This is a genomic window from Synechococcus sp. CS-1326 (assembly GCF_025128115.1).
GTDB lineage: Bacteria > Cyanobacteriota > Cyanobacteriia > PCC-6307 > Cyanobiaceae > Regnicoccus.
In genome coordinates, this window is record NZ_JAHLYV010000021.1 from 190,091 (window position 1) to 203,369 (window position 13,279).

Annotated in this window: 12 protein-coding genes; 5 read left to right on the plus strand and 7 right to left on the minus strand. The window is 64.7% G+C overall.

The features are described 5' to 3' along the window. Positions 1 to 11 precede the first annotated feature (11 nt). Positions 12 to 1,004, minus strand: coding sequence for an Obg family GTPase CgtA (gene cgtA / locus KQ307_RS08020; protein ID WP_259703309.1), 993 nt, complete (start codon positions 1,002 to 1,004; stop codon positions 12 to 14). A gap of 66 nt (positions 1,005 to 1,070) precedes the next feature. Here cgtA and KQ307_RS08025 point away from each other — a divergent pair, with 66 nt between their 5' ends. After that, positions 1,071 to 2,330: an ABC transporter ATP-binding protein gene (locus KQ307_RS08025; protein WP_311133736.1), complete on the plus strand. Its 1,260-nt coding sequence runs from the start codon at positions 1,071 to 1,073 to the stop codon at positions 2,328 to 2,330. A gap of 9 nt (positions 2,331 to 2,339) precedes the next feature. Here KQ307_RS08025 and KQ307_RS08030 read toward each other — a convergent pair whose 3' ends face one another. The 5 genes from KQ307_RS08030 to KQ307_RS08050 all read right to left on the minus strand — a co-directional run bounded on the left by KQ307_RS08030 (position 2,340) and on the right by KQ307_RS08050 (position 8,520). Next, entirely contained in the window at positions 2,340 to 4,763 is a 2,424-nt protein-coding gene (locus KQ307_RS08030) for an endonuclease MutS2 (RefSeq protein WP_259727599.1), read from the minus strand. Then, positions 4,760 to 5,188: a VOC family protein gene (locus tag KQ307_RS08035; RefSeq protein ID WP_259727600.1), complete on the minus strand. Its 429-nt coding sequence runs from the start codon at positions 5,186 to 5,188 to the stop codon at positions 4,760 to 4,762. Before KQ307_RS08035 ends, KQ307_RS08030 begins: the two co-directional genes overlap by 4 nt. A gap of 75 nt (positions 5,189 to 5,263) precedes the next feature. Then, positions 5,264 to 6,265 (minus strand): porphobilinogen synthase, encoded by a 1,002-nt coding sequence (gene hemB, locus KQ307_RS08040; protein WP_259727601.1) that lies wholly within the window; start codon positions 6,263 to 6,265, stop codon positions 5,264 to 5,266. A gap of 79 nt (positions 6,266 to 6,344) precedes the next feature. Next, positions 6,345 to 7,424 (minus strand): hypothetical protein, encoded by a 1,080-nt coding sequence (locus tag KQ307_RS08045; RefSeq protein WP_259727602.1) that lies wholly within the window; start codon positions 7,422 to 7,424, stop codon positions 6,345 to 6,347. 91 nt (positions 7,425 to 7,515) lie between these two features. Continuing rightward, on the minus strand, positions 7,516 to 8,520 hold the full coding sequence (locus KQ307_RS08050; RefSeq protein ID WP_259727603.1) for a J domain-containing protein: 1,005 nt from the start codon (positions 8,518 to 8,520) through the stop codon (positions 7,516 to 7,518). Positions 8,521 to 8,657: 137 nt separating this feature from the next. Here KQ307_RS08050 and KQ307_RS08055 point away from each other — a divergent pair, with 137 nt between their 5' ends. Further along, complete coding sequence (locus tag KQ307_RS08055) at positions 8,658 to 9,113, plus strand: thioredoxin (RefSeq protein ID WP_259703127.1); 456 nt, start codon at positions 8,658 to 8,660, stop codon at positions 9,111 to 9,113. A gap of 21 nt (positions 9,114 to 9,134) precedes the next feature. On the opposite strand, the gene KQ307_RS08060 is transcribed toward KQ307_RS08055, so the two are convergent. Next, positions 9,135 to 9,803: a Coq4 family protein gene (locus KQ307_RS08060; RefSeq protein ID WP_259727604.1), complete on the minus strand. Its 669-nt coding sequence runs from the start codon at positions 9,801 to 9,803 to the stop codon at positions 9,135 to 9,137. 48 nt (positions 9,804 to 9,851) lie between these two features. Between KQ307_RS08060 and KQ307_RS08065 the strand changes: the two genes are divergently transcribed. The 3 genes from KQ307_RS08065 (at position 9,852) to KQ307_RS08080 (ending at position 13,250) form a co-directional block, all read left to right on the plus strand. After that, positions 9,852 to 10,007 carry a hypothetical protein gene (locus tag KQ307_RS08065; protein WP_259703129.1) on the plus strand — a complete coding sequence of 52 codons (156 nt, stop codon included), beginning with the start codon at positions 9,852 to 9,854 and terminating at the stop codon, positions 10,005 to 10,007. A gap of 384 nt (positions 10,008 to 10,391) precedes the next feature. Beyond that, entirely contained in the window at positions 10,392 to 11,555 is a 1,164-nt protein-coding gene (locus tag KQ307_RS08075) for a class I SAM-dependent RNA methyltransferase (RefSeq protein WP_259727649.1), read from the plus strand. Positions 11,556 to 11,615: 60 nt separating this feature from the next. Beyond that, positions 11,616 to 13,250, plus strand: a complete 1,635-nt coding sequence (locus KQ307_RS08080) for an alpha-amylase (protein ID WP_259727605.1) — start codon at positions 11,616 to 11,618, stop codon at positions 13,248 to 13,250. Positions 13,251 to 13,279: the final 29 nt, after the last annotated feature.

Below are 13,279 nucleotides of genomic sequence, written 5' to 3' on the forward strand. Positions count from 1 at the left end.
GTTCCGTTCGATCAGCTGATTCCCAGCTCCCTCCAGACAGCTGTCAGCAGCCCATCAAGACCCTGACGGGTTGCCGAGGAAATCAGCAGAAGCCCACCGTGCCAGTGCTGGGCGAGGGCCTCTGCGGCTGCCTTGAGCGCCTCCTCGTCGAGCAGTTCAATCTTGTTGAGCGCCAGCAGCCTGGGCCTGTCCTTCAGGCCATGGCCATAGGCAGCAAGTTCCGCTTCCACCACCACCAGATCGGCCACCACATCGGGGCTGGCTGCATCGATCAGGTGCACGAGCAGCCGGGTCCGCTCAATGTGCCTGAGGAAGTCATGACCAAGCCCCGCTCCGAGGGCGGCGCCGGCGATCAGTCCCGGAATGTCGGCGAACACCGTGCCGTCGCCGCTGGGGCGCCGCACCACGCCGAGGTTGGGAATCAGGGTGGTGAAGGGATAGTCGGCAATCTTCGGTTTCGCCGCTGAGAGCACACTGATCAGGGTGCTTTTGCCGGCATTGGGCAGGCCGATGATCCCCACCTCAGCCAGCAATTTCAGTTCCAGCTGAATCTGGCGCTCTTCGCCGTCCTTCCCTTCGGTGAATTTTTCAGGTGCCCGGTTGCGGTTGCTGAGGTAGTGGGCGTTGCCGAGGCCGCCCCTTCCGCCTGCCGCCACCCTCAGCCGATCACCGGGCTCGGTGAGATCACCGAGCAACTGATGGCTGTTTTCATCACGGACCTCCGTGCCGCAGGGAACCCGGATCACCAGGTCGTCACCACCGGCTCCTGAACTGCGGTTCGGACCGCCACGACGGCCCTCCGGCGCCGCAAACAGGCGTTTGTACTTGAAATCCAGCAGGGTCTGCAGGTTTGGGTCGGCCTGGAGCCAGACCGCGCCACCATGGCCGCCATCCCCGCCGGATGGCCCACCGGCGGGAACGTACTTTTCACGTCGGAAGGCCACGATGCCGTCGCCGCCGCGGCCTCCCTGGACCGCGATGCGGGCTTGATCGATGAACTGCAAGGGAAAGCTGTGGACGCAGGCCAGGTGATCGACCAACCCTAGGATCGGGGAGTCTGAGAGCCAGTCTTGGCAGAGGTTCGCTTCGAGCAGGTCTGCAAGACCTTCCCACCCCGGCGGGGAAGCGCTGCGGTGGAAGTGCTGCGCCAGCTCGATCTCACCGTCCAGGACGGCGAGTTCCTGGTGCTGGTGGGACCATCGGGCTGTGGCAAGAGCACGTTGCTGCGCATCCTCGCCGGCCTCGAAACCCCCAGCAGCGGCGCGGTGATCGTCGGGGATCGCCCGGTCACCGACCTGCCACCGTCCCAGCGTGATGTGGCGATGGTGTTTCAGAGCTATGCGCTCTATCCCCACCTGAGCGTGGCTGACAACATCGGTTTCGGTCTGCGCCGCAGCCGCCCCCGCAGCCTGCCCCGGCAACTGCAGGACAGCCTGCACCGACTTGGTCGTCATCTGCCGCCCGGACTGAGGGTGCCCTCGGCGCGTGAAGCGCGCATCGAGGCCCGGATCGCTGCCGTTGCTGATCAGCTGGAGCTTGCTCCCCTGCTCGATCGGCTGCCCAAGGAACTCTCAGGTGGTCAGAAACAACGGGTGGCCCTGGGCCGGGCGATCGCCCGGGAGCCCGCCGTGTTCCTGATGGATGAGCCGCTCAGCAATCTCGATGCCAAGTTACGCACTGGCACTAGGGCCCAGATCGTGGCCCTGCAACGAAACCTCGGCATCACCACCCTCTACGTGACCCACGACCAGGTGGAGGCGATGACGATGGGCCATCGGATCGCGGTGCTCAATGCCGGCCGCCTTCAGCAGCTCGGCACGCCACTGCAGCTCTACAACTGGCCCTCCAATCTCTTCGTCGCCCAGTTCATCGGCAGTCCTTCGATGAATCTGCTGCCGGTGCTTGCCGTCGGCGGTGACCAGATCCAGCTGGGTCTGAGGCGCTTTCTGGTGGAAGGACCCAGCGGCCAGGCCCTGATCCGCCACGCGGAGGGCAACCCGGCTGCGCTCACGGGCGGTCTGCGGCCGGAGCACCTCAAGCTGGCTCCCGCCACCAACCGCAACATCCCGGCCGAGGTGACCCACATCGAAGCCCTTGGCAATGAACAACTGATTTGTTGTCGTCTGCTGGATGGCAGCCACCTGGTCCAGTTGCGCGCCGACCCGTCCCAGCAGGTGGTGCCTGGCCAGACCGTGCATCTGGAGGTGGATCCCTGCGGCTGGCGCTTCTTCGACGCGGCTGGAGAGGCGTTGCCGTTGCCGAGGCCGGCCGCCGTTGCCAGGCAAGAGGCCACGGCGGTGCTGCTCCCGGAGCTGGGTGGAGCGGCCTGAAGTCGCTATTCAGATCGGCCAGATCACGCTGCAGCCCGAGCCGCCATCACCCTGCTCAGCGTCGCTGACCCGCTCCACCCAGGGCACGCTGGAGAGCCACTGACGCAGGCCCCTCTTGAGCTTGCCGGTGCCGATGCCATGGATCACCCACAGCGGACCGTTGGAGCCGCGCAGCTGTTCCTCCACGGCCGCTTCGGCTTCGTGCACCCGCAGGCCCCGCACATCCACGGTGTTCCGCTCGGTGCGCACCTGGGGGCCGCTGCCGACTCTGGACTTCTGGCTGTGCACCTGAACCACCGGAACGCTGGGCGCCTCCGGGGGAGCCGCCTTCTCCCCCTGCAGGCTCTCGATGGCTCCCAGCTCCACGTTGAGTCGCAGCACGCCACAGCGCACAGTGAGTTCCCGGCCGTCGGAGCTGATCGCCAGCACCTCCGCCGCCTTGCCCAGCGCCAGCAGCCGGATCCGCTCGCCTACCACCGGCTGCCAGCCTGGATGGTGGCGCCGCTCGGGCTGGGGTCGATGCTGCTCCTGGAGCCGCTTCAACCGCTGACCGGCCTGACGGGTCTGCTCCCCATCCGTCTGGCCCTGGCGCAGGCGGCGGATGATGCGACGCACTTCCTGCTGGCCGTCCCGGATCGAGGCCTCCAGGGTCCGGCGTCGCTCTTCCTGCAATTCGGCTGACTGCTCCTGCTGCTGCTGCCAGCGCAGCAGCAGTTCCTCGTGCAGCAGCTCGGTGCGGGCCAGCAGGATGGCGGCCTCCTCGGCGGCCTCCTGCTGACGCCGACGCTGGTCTTCGAGGCCACGGATCACCTGGTTGAGTTCCCCGTCGCCGCGTGGAACGAGCAGCTCGGCAGCGGCGGCGATCACAGCCGGCTCCAGGGCGAGCTGGCTGGCGATGGCCAGGGCGTTGCTGCGGCCGGGGATGCCCCAGAGCAGTTGGTAGGTGGGTGAGAGTGTCTCCAGATCAAAGCCCACCGAGGCGTTTTCGAAGCGGGAGTCGCCGTACTTGAGCGCCTTCAGTTCGCCGAAATGGGTGGTGGTGATCGTCAGTCGGGCCCGCCCGGCCAGGTGGCGCAGCAGGGCGATCGCCAGGGCGGTGCCCTCGGCTGGATCGGTGCCGGCCCCCAGCTCATCGAGCAGCACCAGGCTGGCGCCGATCGCCGGGGCCTCCCCGGTCGGCAGGGCCGCCAGGATGCGGGCGATCCGGCGGACATGACCGCTGAAGGTGGAGAGGTTCTGCTGCAGCGATTGCTCATCGCCGATGTCGGCGAGGATCAGGCCACACCAGGGCAGCCGCGGCGTCCCCGAGCAGGGAAGGAACAGCCCGGCCCTGGCCATCAGGGCCGCCAGCCCCAGGCTTTTGAGGGTCACTGTCTTGCCGCCGGTGTTGGGACCGGTGATCGCCACCACCCGCAGGTCCTGTCCCACGGAGATCGTGACCGGTACGACAGTGTGCCCAGCCTCGTGGCGTTCCTGCCAGAGCAGCAGGGGGTGCCGCAGCTCCTGGAGCAGAAAGGGGGCGCCCGGATCGGCGGCCAGTTCCGGCCGCACCGAGCCCAGGGCCTGGCCGTAGCGCGCCCGGGCCAGGGCGGCGTCCAGCTCGGACAGCACCCGCTGCAGCACGGCCAGGTCTTCGGCTTCGGCGGCCACCAACGTGCTGAGCTCGGCAAGGATCCGCCGTTCCAGATCGCGCTCCTGTCCCTCCAGATCCCTTATCCGGTTGCCGATCGCAATCACGGTCTGGGGTTCGATGAACATCGTGCTGCCCGATGCGGAGCTGTCATGGGCCAGACCCGGTACCCGGGAGGCGGCGCCGGCCTTCACCGCCAGCACGGGCCGGCCGTTGCGCTCGGCGATCACCGTGTCCTGCAGGAGCGGAGCCAGATGTCGAAGCAGCTCCTGCAACCGCTCACGCCGTTGCTGGCGCGCCCCGGCCAGCTGCAGGCGCAGCCCTCCCAGCTCAGGGCTGGCCCGGTCAGCCACCCGCCCCCCCTCCTCCAGAGCGAACAGCAGCCGCTGCTCCAGCTCCGGCAGGGTGCGCAACTCAGCCACCAGGGCCGTGCAGACCGGCCGCAGTTCGGAATCATCGATCTGGCGCCGCAGGCGCCGTGCCGCCGACAGGGTGGTTGCCAGTTGCAGCAGCGCCTCGCCACTGGCCGTCCCCCCCTTGCCGCAGTGCTGGAGGGTGGCCTCCAGATCAGCGACGCCCTGGAAGCTCAGGCCGCCGTCGATCAGGCCATCCAGCCCGAGCAATTCGGTGGTTTCAGCCAGCCGCCGCTGGCTTTCAGTCCAGCTCGACGGCAGCTCCAGTCGACGACAGAGCCGCCCACCTGCTGTCGTGCTGGCAAACGCGGCCAGCTGGCCCAGCAGCCTCGGCCACTCCAGCAGCTCGAGCGCTTCCGTTTCGATCGCCAGCAACTCGCCTGCCCTCAAGCCAGCCCCTGCACCTGCTCAGGCCCGGTCGCCAGCAGGATCGGAGCGGCACCCACGTTGGAGGGAATGCCACCGGGCGGTTCGTAGAGCATCTCCAGCCAGTTTCCTTCCGGGTCCTGGAGATAGAACGAGGCGGTGCCATCGCGGTGATCGTGCACCGGCCCGACCCGGTGGCCCGAAGCCAGCAGCTGGGCATGCACGGTATCCACCTCCTGACGGTCCGTGAAGTGGAAGGCGAAATGGGGCCCCGCCACCGTGTAGGCGGGGCTGAGCAGCGCCACGCCATCGCCGCTCTGGGGCGACTGAAGGTAGGACCAGTCTTCGGCTTCCCAGGTGATCCGGAGGCCGAGGGCCTGGTAGAAGGCCTTGGCGCGATCCATGTCCTGAACCCGCAGGGCGACATGGCCCAGACGTTGCACGGCCATCGGGCCTCTTCATCGATGCAGCCATTCTGATCGGAGCAGGGCCGGGCGGCGGCAGTTGCTCCGGCCAGAAGCGCTTCAGCCCTGACGCAGCCAGGCGGCTGCGTCGCAGGCGTGGTAGGTGAGGATCAGGTCGGCGCCGGCCCGCTTGAAGCAGAGCAGGGTTTCCAGCACGATCGCCTGTTCATCGATCCAGCCCCGCTCGGCGGCCGCCTTCACCATCGCGTACTCCCCACTCACGTTGTAAGCGGCGATCGGCAGCTCCGTTTCCTGGCGGAGTCGGTGGATGATGTCGAGATAGGCCAGGCCAGGTTTCACCATCAGGATGTCTGAGCCTTCCTGTTCATCAAGCAGGGCCTCGGTGAGGGCTTCGCGGCCGTTGGCCGGATCCATCTGATAGGTGCTCTTGTCGGTGGGGATCGGTTTGGCGCCGGTGGGGCGTGGGGCGGAATCCAGCGCCTCGCGGAACGGTCCGTAGTAGGCGGAAGCGTATTTGGCGGTGTAGCTGATGATGCCCACCTGCTCGAATCCCTCTTCGTCGAGTGCTTCGCGGATGGCACCCACCCGGCCGTCCATCATGTCGCTGGGTCCGATCAGGTCGGCGCCCGCGCGAGCCTGGGCCACCGCCTGGCGGCAGAGCTGGGCCACCGTCTCGTCGTTGAGCACGATGCCCTCGTCGCTGACGATGCCGTCGTGGCCATCGCAGGAATAGGGATCGAGGGCCACGTCGGTCATCACCGCCATCGCTGGATGCTCCAGCTTGAGGCGACGGATCGCCCTGGGGATCAGCCCCCCCTCGTTGAAGCACTCGGCACCGTCTTCGGTCTTGAGACCATCGGCCACCTTGGGAAACAGCACCACGCAGCGGATGCCGAGATCCCAGGCCCTGCCCACCTCCGCAACCAGGCCATCGAGGCTCCAGCGCTGGGCGCCGGGCATGGCGCCGATCGGTTCGTTGCTGGCCCCTTCGTGGACGAAGAGCGGGTAGATGAAATCAGTCGGACTCAGCTGAAACTCACGCACCATGGCCCTGAGGGCCGGCGTGCGGCGCAGGCGGCGAGGACGGTAGGCGAGCTCCATGCAAAAGGAATCACTGGGTCGATCCTAGGGGCCCAGGGTTTCAGGATCACTTCCTGGGCCAGTACTTACACGCCAGTTCTCATATCATCCAGGCGAGAATGCCCACCACGAAGAATCCCACGAAGGAACTGATCTGGAATACCCTGTCAACCCCTGCGATCCTCAGAACAGCAGCTGGCTTGCTGGTCTCATTGGCGTTCGAGTACACATTGTTTCCCCACAGGAATAGGATGAACAGCACGAGGGAAACGATGTAGGAGTAGGCATAGAGATAATCAAGAAACGTGAGATAGTTCAGGGCAGGCAGCTCGGCCTTGTAGGTCTGCTGGAGAAAGATCAGGGTCAGAAGGGCGGTGGATGGAATGGCCAGCCGAAGGTCGCCCAGCTCCCCATCCAGCAGGGGAGCGAGCATCACGATCAACATCACGATCAGCAGTGGCAGAATCCAGGTCACAAAACTTGAAAAGGAATCACTTCTCATCACAACCTCAAGGCTGAGGCGGGGATAATCCAGGGAGCCCCGATTCAGGCCCCAGGTGGTGCCGTAGGAATGAAGTGACGACACATAACGGGTTGACTCAATGCTAAAACCGTTGATTGAGGCATCAGCCCCAATCGTGCTGTTGCCCGGACCGGTATCGGCAACCAGCAGCACTTTCTTCTGGGAGAGGGAGAACGCATCGGGGACAATCTCAAGCACCACCGGCAGCACCAGACGTTGAAACGGTGAGCGGCGCAGATCAATCTTCGAAATGTATAGGCTGGTTGAAAAGCGAAACAGTTGATAGAAACTGCCGTCTGATAGTGCCACCGGAGCTGCCGTATCCGGCTCGATCAGGGTTGAGGAGGAGTTGACCTGATTGGTGATTTCCACCAGCTGCAGAGGGCTGATTTCTTCTGCCTCCATCACTCTCTGGATGTCCTGCGGCCAGATCAACCAGTAGAGGCCCTCGGCATTGAAGATCCGCTGCCGCAACGAGAGGCTGTGAAGATTCTCGATGAACAGACCGGCCTTCACCGCAACGGCGTTGGCGTTGAGCAGTTCGGTGGCGGGATCCACCAACCTTGACTTCTCCTGAACAAGCACTCCCGGCGGGGCGCTCTGAGGCGGGATCACCGCCTTCAGCGCCACGGAAGCCCCGAACACCAGAAGGGCCAACCACAGCCATAGCCGTTGCCTAGCCAAATCCCGACCACTTCTCACTGCGGGAGTCTGCAGGATCCGTGGATTGGCTGCTGCCTGCTTTCACTCAGAGCCTGGCGGCCTGCATCCAGTCGCTGCGGGGGTCGATGCTGCGAACCAGACGCAGCTTTTCCAGCAACTCCCGTTCGCTCTCACTGAACTGCTCCGGCAGCTTGAGGCAGAGGCTGAGCAGCAGATCGCCACGTCCCTCCTTGAGGGGCCAGCCCTTCCCCTTCAGCCGCAGGCTGCGGCCCAGGGCCACGCCGGCTGGCACCTGCACGGTGGCTTCCCCATCCGGTGTGGCCACCCGCACTTCTCCGCCGAGGGCCAGTTCATCAAGGCTGAGGGGCAGGTCGGCGCGCAACTGATCACCATCGAGCTTCCAGACCGGATGCTCCAGCAGCTTCAAGTTGAGGTAGAGATCGCCGCGACGGCCTGTTCCAGGCTGGAGGTTGCCTTTGCCCTTGAGACGCAGGCGGCTGCCGTTCTTCACCCCGGCAGGCACCCTTACCTGGACCCGCTCGTCGTTCACCGCCAGGGTGCGCTCGCAGCCGCGGAACGCCTCGGCATAACTCAGGTTGATCGTGGCTTCGGCATCAAGGTTGAGGGTTGCCGGGCGGCCAGGGGCTCCGCCGGGCCCACCGAACCCGGAGGAGAACCCCCCCGGAAATCCTCCTGAGAACCCGAAACCTCCCGGCGCTCCCCCGAAGCCGGCCGGTCCCCCCTGGCCGGCCTGGCCGCCGAAACGGCCGAGCAGGTCATTGATGAAATCGTCGAAATTGCCGTAGCGGCCGAAATCCACATCAAAGCCGGGGGCGCCACCGCTGCCGCCGCCCATCTGACTCCAGTACTGGCCGAACTGTTCGTAGCGGCGACGCTTCTCCGGATCGGAGAGCACTTCGTAGGCTTCGCTGATCTCCTTGAACTTGGCCTCCGCCGAGGCATCGTCCGGATTCACGTCCGGGTGGTACTGGCGGGCGAGCTTGCGGAACGAGCGCTTGATCGCATCGGCGTCAGCGCTGCGCTCGACACCCAACACCTTGAAGTAGTCGCGGTAGCCGTTGGCGCTCATTGAGGCAAACCCATCGAGACTCCGGACCGGGAAGCAACGCCTTCAGTTTCCCAGCCAGGTTCACGTTTTGGTGGGTCCGAGCAGGGCGGAAGCCCGAACGGCTGCTTAATCTCGCCCCACTGACAGCCGGTTTCGCGATGGCCAATCCTTTTGTTGCTGGTCAGAGCCGGACGGGCGGCTGGGCCTTGGGCCTGCTGCTCGGCGGGTTGGCCCTGGTCGGCAGCGGCTTGGAAACCCAGGCGGCGAGCCAGCCCCGCCCCGCCGCGGCGAGTGGCCTTGGTCAGGCGGTTTCTCCCTCCACGCCGGAGCAGAAGGCCCTGGTGGAGCATCTGCTCCTGCGGGGAGCTGTGTTCTACGGGGCCTGGTGGTGCCCCCATTGCTTCTATCAGAAGAATCTGTTCGGCACCGAAGCCGGCGAACGGTTGCCCTATGTGGAATGCGACCGTGAGGAGGCGGGTCGCCGGCGCTGCCTGGAGGCCCAGGTGCGGGCGTATCCCACCTGGGAACTGGGCGGGGAGAAGAAGGAGGGGGTTCTCACGGTGGAGGAACTCAAGGCCTGGAGTGGGTTCAAGGCCATCTCCCCCACTCCATGAAGACCCTGCTGTGGCCTTCCTTCATGCCGCAACGGCCGGCGTCTCCGGCAGGCCCAGCTCCTGCCTCCAGTCGCTCAACGGCCTCTCCCAGCCCTCCTCCAGCTTGTAGGTGATCAGACAGGGGGCTGCCAGACCCAGCTCGAAGCCCCGGATCAGGGCCCGCAGCAGGGGTTCGAGTGGCTCATCCTCCTGAAGGGTGCCGAGCAGCCCGCCGAAGATCAACATCACGGCCAGGGGGGAGCGCACCTGGGCGAGGTTGAAGGCCTGCAGGCCCAGCTCGCCGGGACCATCGGTGCCGAAGCCGGTGAGCACATGAATGATGTCGTGGGTCTCCCGCAGCCGATGGGTGATGTAAGCGGCAGGTGAGTGGATCGGGGTCGGATCGACCAGGCTCTCGGGTGTGAGGCCCTGGCTCTGGAGCTGCTGGGCGTAGGTGTGGCCGAGGCTGCCCACCGGCAGGGAAGCGAGCTGGGCCAGGTTGATCGGGGCCGGCCGCCAGTTCGTTTCCACCAGATCTGCCATGCGGGGGTCCGTGAGCAGATGGCGCTGCATCTGGGTAGCGAGTGGGGTGCCCTGAAGGCTGCGAGCCACCGCAAACACGCTGTTGAGTTCACCGGGATTCTTCAGAAACGTCGCCAGCCCCGCCACCATTCGGAGCGACTGGAGACGTTGTTTCAGGTTGAACAACACGACAGAGAATGCGGAAGCACGGTTCGATCCTCACCGATCCGGGGGAGCATGGATCCCGATCAGACGCTTGCTTTGGCTCCTTCCCGCCACAAACTCTGGCTGCTGCTGGCCCTGGCCGTGCTGATGCTCGGGCTGGGTGTGCAGATCGTTTCCGGCCTCGGTGGAACCCAGCGGGATCCGCGCCGGGAGTTGCGCAAGTTCTGAACAAAGATGGGGGCCTTCCAGCCCCCGTGAGTCAATTGGGTGATAAGGCTGACTTACCCCATCTCCCTAAGGAGTCAGGCGGCCACAGGGGCGGGCTGACGGGAGAAAGCAACGATGTTGTTCGCTGTTACGGATTTGCTCTTACCGAGCAGGCTTCAGTCACCCTCCTCTTACCCCGTCGAAACCATTGCAGCCCCTGGATGATCACCCTGAAGAAGAGTGAAGTGGAGCTGAGCGGAATCGAACCGCTGTCCGAAGCACTGGTGTGAGCCACCTAGTCCGCCCAAGGACGGACCTGATCATTGTGGCACCAGAACGGCGTTGGCTGGGCCACCGGGCAGGGTGGTCATTCCCGAACTCTGCCGCCGGCCCCGGCCCAACCCCATGAGTGCCCCGTTCGCCTGCATCGCCGTCGTGCCACCAGGGCTTGAGGAGCTCGGTGCCGCCGAGCTGGACACCCTGGGGGCAGTGGCGGTGCAGCCCCTGCGCCGGGCGGTGGCATTCCGCACCGACAGCGCGGGTCTGTACCGCCTGCATCTGCAGGCCCGGCTGCCGTTTCGGATCCTGCGGGAACTGGATCGCTTCCCGTGCAGCAGCCCAGGCGACCTCTACGCCGGCGTGCAACGGGCCGCTGACTGGGGGTGCTGGCTGCCGCCCCAGCGCAGCTTCCGTGTTGAGGTGAGCGGCACCGTCCCGGGGCTGAACCACAGCCACTTCACCGCCCTTCAGGTGAAGAATGCCCTGGTTGACTGGCAGCGGCAGCGCTGGGGTGAGCGCTCCTCGATCGATCTGGAGGATCCCGACCTTTGTCTGCACCTGCATCTGGCCAGCGCTGGACGCGGCAGTGAGGCGGTGCTGAGCGCCGATGGCTCGGCCGGCAGCCTGCACCGCCGCGGCTGGCGGGCCGCCGTCGGTCTGGCTCCGCTCAAGGAAAACCTGGCGGCCGGCCTGATCGGTTTCACGGGCTGGGATGGAACCGTGCCCCTGGCCGATCCTCTCTGCGGCTCCGGCACCCTGCTGATCGAGGCCGCCTGCATGGCCCTGGGCTTTGCACCCGGGTTGGCGGGCCGCGAACTTGCCCTGCGGCGCTGGCCTGATTTCGATGCGGCGCTCTGGGAGCGGGAGTGGGCGGCAGCGGCCGCCCTGGCTCGCGATGCTTCTGCGGCCGGCACTCCGCTCGCGCCGATCATCGGGATGGAACGGGAGGCGCTGGTGTACGCGCAGGCCGTCGCCAATGCAGAAGCGGCCGGTGTGGCCCCCTGGCTGGAGCTGCGCCATGGCGACTGCCGTGACTTCGTACCACCCCCGCAACCAGGTGTTCTCGTCTGCAATCCGCCCTACGGCGAGCGGCTCGGCGCCGGGGAAGATCTGGATCAGCTTTACTTCGATCTCGGTGCCATGGTCAAGGCGCGCTGCTCGGGCTGGACGCTCTGGCTGTTGAGTGGTAACGCAGAGCGCACCGGCGCTCTGCGGATGAAAGCCAGTCGTCGTATTCCGGTGAGCAACGGTGGCATCGATTGCCGTTGGTTGAAATACGAGATCCGTTGACCTGCGGTTAACCCGGCTTGCCAGAACACCGATAAGATGCCAGCGGTTATTCCTTCCCCCATGGACCCCATCTTCACCGAGCTGCGAGATCTGGTGCTCGAAGCGGAAAGGGATCCAGGCACAGATACGGCGGAGGCTGCCATCGCCCTGCTGCGGGGATGGCTCGACACCCACACCGAGGATCTGCTCGCCAAGAAGGGCGTTGGGGAATACAACGGCACGATGATGCAGTGGTTTCATTGGTACACCCCCGCCGATGGACAGCACTGGAGCCGATTGCTCAGCGAAGTTCCCGCCCTGACGGCGCTGGGCATCACCGGCCTCTGGCTGCCGCCTGCCAACAAGGGCATCGGTGGCGCCAATGACGTGGGCTATGGCACCTACGACCTCTTCGACCTCGGCGAGTTCGATCAGAAGGGAACTGTGGCCACCAAGTATGGAACCAAGGCTGAATTGATGGCTGCCATCAAGGCCTGCCATGACAGCGGCATTCAGGTTTATGCCGATGCCGTGCTGAATCACAAGATGGCAGCTGATTTCGAAGAAGATTTCGACGCCATCCCCTTCAACCCCTCCAATCGTTACGAGGCCATGGGAGAGGCCCGTACGATCCGCTCCTGGACTGGCTTCAATTTTCCTGCCCGTAACGGGCTTCACTCCGGCATGGACTGGCACTGGTGGCATTTTGATGCGGTGGATTATAACAGTTTGGATCCAGGTACAAAAGCAATCTGGCGAATGAAAGACAAAGACTTCGATGGCAATGTGGATCTTGAAAGCGGCAACTATGACTACCTGATGGGTTGCGATCTCGACATCAATCATCCCGAAGTGCGTGTTGAGCTGAAGCACTGGGGCGAATGGATGCTTGATCATGTGGGGGTGGATGGTTTCCGTCTGGATGCGATCAAGCACATCAGCAGTGATTTCTTTGGTGAATGGGTGCAACACCTGGAAGATCACGCCCAGCGGGATCTGTTCGTGGTCGGGGAGTACTGGACCTACAACCTCGCCACCCTCAGTTGGTACGCAGCCAACACAGGCGGCAAGCTCAGCCTCTTTGATGCCCCGCTACACAACAATTTTCACCAGGCCAGCCGCCGTGGCGAAGCGTTTGATATGCGCACCATCCTTGATGGCACCTTGATGAAGGAGATGCCGCTCCTGGCGGTCACCATCGTTGAGAACCACGACACCCAGCCCTTGCAGGCACTTGAATCGGTGGTGGAAAGCTGGTTCAAACCACTCGCCTACGCGATCATCCTGCTGCGCCGGGAAGGCTATCCCTGCATCTTCCATCCTGATTACTACGGAGCCCACTACATCGACAAAGGCAAGGATGGGAATGTCCATGAGATCTGGATGGACAGTCACCGCAGCATTCTCGACAAGCTGTTGCTTGCTCGGAATCAGTTCGCCTATGGTGATCAGTACGATTATTTTGATCACGTCCACAGGATCGGCTGGACCCGGCTCGGCAGTGTTGAGCATCCCGGCGCCATGGCAGTTCTGCTCAGCGCTGGCCCGGCAGGCAGCCGATGGATGGAAGTGGGGAAAGCGTTCACCGAATTCCGTGATCTCACCGGCCATCGCACCGAGTTGATCACCACCAATGAACACGGCTGGGCCGAGTTTCACTGCCTGGGCGGCTCCGTGTCCGTCTGGGTGGAAGCGGCTGGCCTGCCGCAGAACTGAGCCGCAGAACTGAGCCGAAGCTGAACCGT